At 66.2% G+C, this 2,285-nt stretch carries 2 protein-coding genes and 1 pseudogene; all 3 read right to left on the minus strand.

The features are described from left to right. The coding region (locus tag LQV45_RS26595) for a sugar-binding protein (protein WP_230009718.1) at positions 1-966 on the minus strand (966 nt) is incomplete at its 3' end. 220 nt (positions 967-1,186) lie between these two features. Beyond that, positions 1,187-2,089 (minus strand): aldose 1-epimerase family protein, encoded by a 903-nt coding sequence (locus LQV45_RS26600; protein ID WP_230009720.1) that lies wholly within the window; start codon positions 2,087-2,089, stop codon positions 1,187-1,189. Next, positions 2,086-2,285: pseudogene (locus LQV45_RS26605) on the minus strand (L-arabinose isomerase); the annotation flags it as partial. The pseudogene LQV45_RS26605 and the gene LQV45_RS26600, both read right to left, overlap by 4 nt.

Genomic DNA, 2,285 nt, shown 5'->3' on the forward strand with positions numbered 1-2,285 from the left:
CCTGGTCTCCAGCTGCCGGGTGTCCTTGAAGATCGTGGAGTACTGCTCGCCGGCGGTGATGGACTTCACCGAACCCTTTTCGGCGTCCTGGCCGGTGACGATCGGCAGGCTTCCCTTGGCGTAGCCGCCGGTGCTCGTCAGGGCCGAGATGATGCCGATGGAGAGGCCGTCATACGGGGAGAGGACGCCATTGAGCTTGGTGCCGGAACTGTAGGCGGCCGTGAGGATGTCCTCCATGCGCTTCTGGGCCACGGGGGCCTGCCAGCGCAGGATGGCAGCCTGCTCAAACTTGGTCTGGCCGCTGGGCACCTTCAGGGTTCCGGCGTCCAGGTACGGCTTGAGGGTGTCCATGGCGCCGGTCCAGAAGAAGTTGGCGTTGTTGTCATCCGGGCTGCCGGCGAAGAGCTCCACATTGAACGGCCCCTTGCCTTCGACCTTTTTGCCGCTGGCGTCAACAAGGCCCAGGCCGGTCAGCAACGAAGTGGCCTGCTGGACGCCCACCGTGTAGTTGTCGAAGGTGGTGTAGAAGTCGACGTTCGGCGTGCCGTTGATGAGCCGGTCGTACGCGATGACCTTGACGTTCTGCTCCTTCGCCTTGGCGAGGACATCGGTCAGCGTGGTGCCGTCGATGGCTGCGACGATGAGGGCTTTGGCACCCTTGGTGAGCATGTTCTCGATCTGGGACACCTGGGTGGGGATGTCATCATTGGCGTACTGCAGGTCGGCTTTGTAGCCGAGCTTCGTCAAGGATTCCGAGACGTTCTTGCCGTCGGCGATCCACCGCTCCGAGGTCTGCGTCGGCATCGAGATCCCGACGAGGGAACCGGCGGCGTCGGCGCTGGCGGCCGGGGCGGCCGTGCCGGGCCGGCTGCCGCAGCCTGTGGCCCCTACGGTCACAGCGAGGACAACCGCGACGGCGCCCAGGAGTTTCCTGATCTTCACAATTTTCTCCTTCCGCGGACCCATAGTCCGCGAAGTTGCTCCTGATCGCAGTCCTGCACGTCATCGTGCCCCTGCGGGGCGGTAACAGCGGGAGGATTGCGGAGGTCTGAATGGAACGGGGATTCAGCCGTCAAGGGATCTGCGGCTGATTGTTATCGCTAACAATATGGTCAAAGATAGCTTCTTGAAACATGTGAGTCAACGCACATTCGGCGCCAGTCTCCTTCTTACCGCCGCCGGACCCTCATGCGGCGAAGGTGCGCCAGGCCGCGCGGTGCGAGTCTCCGGGTTCGAGCCGCACGAGGTCCGTGCCGGTGTTGAAGGCATCCGGCGGGCACGTCATGGGTTCCACGGCGAGTCCGAGCCGGCCGGGCAGCGGCGGTTCCGCATCCCCGGTGTAGAGCTGCAGCCAGGCGCAGCTGCGGTCCCAGGCCATGCCGACGCCGGTCCCGCCCGGGTCCCGGACCACGACGTGTGCCTGTCCGTCGCCGTCGAACACCATGTCGGTGAAGGCATGGTCGATCTTGGTAGATCCGATGACGCGGGCCGCACGGAAGTCATATCCGTGTCCTTCAACGGACCGGGTGGCGACCGGGAGCAGCCGGTCCGGCGTGACCTCAAGGAACGTCCGCGCCGGCACCTCCAGGCTCCATTGGTCCAGCGGCGCCGGCCCGGCCAGCAGATACGGGTGGGGACAGACCCCGTAGGGCGCGGACCGCTGCCCCACATTGGCTGCCGTGACGGCAGTGTGCAGGCCCCCGCTGGCCAGCCGGTAGCTGGCGGTGATCGACAACGCGAAGGGGTAGCCCGGCGTCGGCCCGATGGTGCAGGAGAGCTCCACGGCGGAATCCGTCCGGGACTCCAGCCTCCACTCCAGCTCCGGGGTGAAGCCGTGCAGGGCGCATTGCCGGTCGGGTTCGTTGACCGGGAGCTCGTAGTCCGCACCGCCAAAGGTGTACATCCCGTCGGGAATCCGGTTCGGCCAGGGTGCCACGATGACGCCGCGGAAGTCCGGGTTGGGCCCGCCTGCCGGAAACGGGACGATCAGGTCCCGCCCGCGGAACTGCAGCGTCCGCACCGCGGCACCGCGGGCGGCGACGACGGCGGTGTACTCCCCGTGCCGGAGCCCGTATTCGTCCCCTGTCACAGACCGCCGGCCAGCTTGTAGTAGGCGGCGTTCCAGGCGAGTTCCTTCTTGAAGCCCCTAATGGTGGTGCCATCGTCAATGGTCAACAGCTCGGTTTGGGCGATCTCGGCGAAGTCCTCGAAGACGTCCATGCCGACGGCGGTGGAAAGCACAGTGTGGTGGGCGGCTCCGGCGGTCAGCCAGGCAGCAGCGGAGG

It is taken from the genome of Microbacterium sp. Bi128 (assembly GCF_918698205.1).